Origin of the sequence: Longimicrobium sp. (assembly GCF_036280135.1) — a bacterium.
Lineage (GTDB): Bacteria > Gemmatimonadota > Gemmatimonadetes > Longimicrobiales > Longimicrobiaceae > Longimicrobium.
In genome coordinates, this window is the sequence record NZ_DASURI010000299.1 from 1 (window position 1) to 3,575 (window position 3,575).

General features: G+C 75.7%; 2 protein-coding genes. Both read left to right on the top strand.

The features are described from left to right. Positions 1–2,180: phosphopantetheine-binding protein (locus tag VFZ20_RS09415; protein WP_329683609.1), on the top strand; the 2,180-nt coding region annotated here is incomplete at its 5' end. After that, positions 2,177–3,575: condensation domain-containing protein (locus VFZ20_RS09420; RefSeq protein WP_329683610.1), on the top strand; the 1,399-nt coding region annotated here is incomplete at its 3' end. The genes VFZ20_RS09415 and VFZ20_RS09420, both read left to right, overlap by 4 nt.

Here is a 3,575-nt window from a genome sequence, read left to right on the forward strand (position 1 = left end):
AGGACGCGGAGCGCGCGTCCATCCCCATCGGCCGCCCCATCGCCAGCACGACGGCGTACGTGCTGGACGCGCGGCTGCGCCCCGTGCCCGTGGACGTCCCCGGCCAGCTGTTCGTGGGCGGCGACGGCCTGGCCCGCGGCTACCTGGCCGCCCCGGGGCTCACGGCCGCGCGCTACGTCCCCGACCCGTTCAGCAAGACGCCGGGCGCGCGGATGTACGGCACGGGCGACCGCGCCCGCTGGCGTCCGGACGGCACGCTGGAGTTCCTGGGCCGCATTGACCAGCAGGTCAAGATCCGCGGCTACCGCATCGAGCCGGGCGAGATCGAGAGCGTGCTGGAGCGCCACGCCGCCGTGGCCTCGGCCGTGGTGCACGTGCGCGAGGACGCGCCGGGCGACCGCCGGCTCGTGGCCTACGTGGTCGCCGCCCGGCCGGACGCGGCGGACGAGGCCCCGCCGGAGGCGGCGGAGCTGGGCGAGGGGCAGGTGCAGCAGTGGGAAACGCTGTTCGACGACATGTACACGGGCACGCGCGGCACGGAGGCCGGCGACGCCACGTTCGACATCATCGGCTGGAACAGCAGCTACACGGGCCAGCCCATCCCCGCCGAGGAGATGCGCGAGTGGGTGGACGCCACCGTGGCGCGCATCACGGCCCTGGGCCCGGAGCGGGTGCTGGAGCTGGGCGTGGGCACGGGGCTGCTGCTGTTCCGTGTGGCGCCGCACGCCCGGTCGTACCTGGGCACGGACCTGAGCGCCCGCGCCCTGGCCACCCTGGGCGAGCGCGTGCGCGCCACCCCCGGCCTGCCTCCCGTGACGCTCGTGCAGCGCGAGGCGGCGGACTTTACCGGGATCGCGCCGCGCGGGTTCACGACGGCCGTGCTGAACTCCGTCTGCCAGTACTTTCCCGGCGCGCGCTACTTCGCCGACGTGGTGGACGGGGCCGTGGAGCGGCTGGAGGACGGCGGCGCCTTCTTTGTCGGCGACGTGCGCAACCGGCTCACGCTGGAGGCGTTCCGCACGGCCGTGGAGTTCGACGCCGCCCCGGAGACGATGCCCCTGCGCGAGCTGCGGCAGCGCGCCCGGCGCATCGTGGACGAGGAAGAGGAGCTGGTGGCGGACCCGGACTTCTTTCGCGCCGTGGCCGCCGCGCACCCGCGCATCGGCCGGGTGGAGGCGCGGGTCAAGCGGGGCCGCTGGCACAACGAGCTCACGCGCCACCGCTACGACGTCGTGCTGCACGTGGGCCCGGCGGCGGCGCGCACGCCCGCGCGGGCCCTGTCGTGGGGCGCGGACGGCCTCACGCTGGACGCGCTGCGGGGGATGCTGGCCGACGCGCCGGGCCAGGCGCTGGCCGTGATGGGCGTGCCGGACGCCCGCGTCGCGCGGGAGCTGCGCATCGTGCGCCTGGCGGCCGAGGCCGACGAGGCCGCGACGGTGGGCGACGCGCGGCGGCGGCTGGCGGCGGACCCCACGGGCGGCGTGGACCCCGAGGACGCGTGGGCCCTGGCGGAGGCGCTGGGGCGGGAGGCGGACGTGCGCGTGGGGGCCGCGGGCCGCTTCGACGTGCTGTTCCGCGCGCCGGGCTCCGACGCCGACTTCCCCGCGGACGACTTTGTCCCGCGGCCGCTGGCGTCGTACACCAACGACCCCCTGCACGCGGCGCAGGCCCGCGAGCTGGCGCCGCGGCTGCGGGCGTGGCTCAAGGAGCAGCTGCCGGACTACATGCAGCCCGCCGCCGTGGTGCTGCTCCATGAGCTTCCGCTCACGCCCAACGGCAAGGTGGACCGCCGCGCCCTGCCCGCGCCCGAGCCCGTGCGCCACGGCGACGAGGGCGAGCCCGAGGAGCCGCGGACGGACGCCGAGAAGCAGCTGGCGGCCATCTGGGCCGAGGTGCTGCGGCTGGAGCGCGTGTACGCCAACGACAACTTCTTTGACCTGGGCGGCCACTCGCTGCTGGCCACGCAGCTGGTGACGCGGGTGCGCGAGGCGTTCCAGATCGAGCTGCCCCTGCAGCGCGTGTTCGAGGCGCCCACGGTGGCGCAGCTGGCCCAGGTGGTGGAGGTGGCGCAGGTGGACGCCATGGCCGCGCTGCTGGACGACCTGGACGACCTGAGCGACGACGAGGTGCGGGCCATCCTGGAGGCCGAGCAGTCCGCCTACCACGGGCTGGCGGGATGACGATGGACATCCGGAGCCGGCTGGCCGGCCTGTCGCCCGAGAAGCGGCGCCTGCTGGAGCTGCGGCTGCAGACGCAGCGCACCCAGGCCGCGGGCCCCGCGCTGGTGCCCCGCCCGCGGGGCGCCCCGCTGCCGCTTTCGTTCGCGCAGCAGCGGCTGTGGGTGCTGGACCGGCTGGACCCCGGCAGCGCCGCGTACAACATGCCCGGCCCCCTGCGCCTGCGGGGGCCGCTGGACGCGCGCGCCCTGGAGCGGGCCCTGGACGCCCTGCGCGAGCGCCACGAGTCCCTGCGCACGACGTTCGGCGAGACGGCCGAGGGCGAGCCCGTGCAGGTCATCCGCCCGTTCGCCCCCGCGGCGCTGGAGACGGACGACCTGTCGGCCCTGGACGCCGAGGCGCGCGAGGCCGAGGTCGCCCGGCGGGTGCACGCCGACGCCAACACGGGCTTCGACCTGGTGGCCGGCCCCCTCTTCCGCGCCCACCTGCTCCGTCTGGCGGAGGACGACCACGTCCTGCTGCTGTGCCTGCACCACTCCATCAGCGACGGGTGGAGCATCGGCATCCTGTCGCGGGAGCTGGGGGCGCTGTACGACGCCTTCACGGCCGGGCACCCCCATCCGCTGCCGCCCCTGCCCGTGCAGTACGCGGACTTTGCCGTGTGGCAGCGCGCGCACCTGGCGGGCGAGGTGCTCACGCGGCACCTGGACTTCTGGCGGAGCCGCCTGTCCGGCGCGCCCCCCGCGCTGGAGCTGCCCACGGACCGTCCGCGGCCGGCCGTGGAGAGCCACCGGGGCATGCTGCTGCGCACGCACGTGCCGGCGGCGCTGGCGGAGCGCGTGCGCGCCCTGGCGCAGGCGGAGAACGCCACCGTGTTCGCCGTGCTGCTGGCGGCCCTGCGCATCGTGCTGGCGCGGTGGAGCGGGCAGGACGACGTGGTCATCGGCACGCCCGTGGCGGGGCGCACGCGCAGCGAGGTGGAGGGGCTCATCGGCTTCTTCGTCAACACGCTGCCCCTGCGCGGCGCCGTGAATCCGGCGGAGCCGTTCCGGGCCCTGCTGGCCCGCGAGCGGGTGGCCACCCTGGCGGCGTTCGACCACCAGGAGCTGCCCTTCGAGCGCATCGTGGAGGAGCTGCGCATTCACCGCGACCTGAGCCGCAACCCGGTGTTCCAGGTCTCGCTGATGCTGCAGAACGCGCGGGTGGAGGCCGTGGGGCTCACGGGCGTGCGCATCGCGCCCCTGGAGGTGTCGTACGACACGGCGCGCTTTGACCTGGGGTTCGACGTCTACGACGAGCCGGACGGCGGGCTGCGCATCGAGACGGAGTACGCCACGGACCTCTTTGACCGCGCCACGGCCGAGCGGCTCACGGGCCACCTCGTCCGCCTGCTGGAGC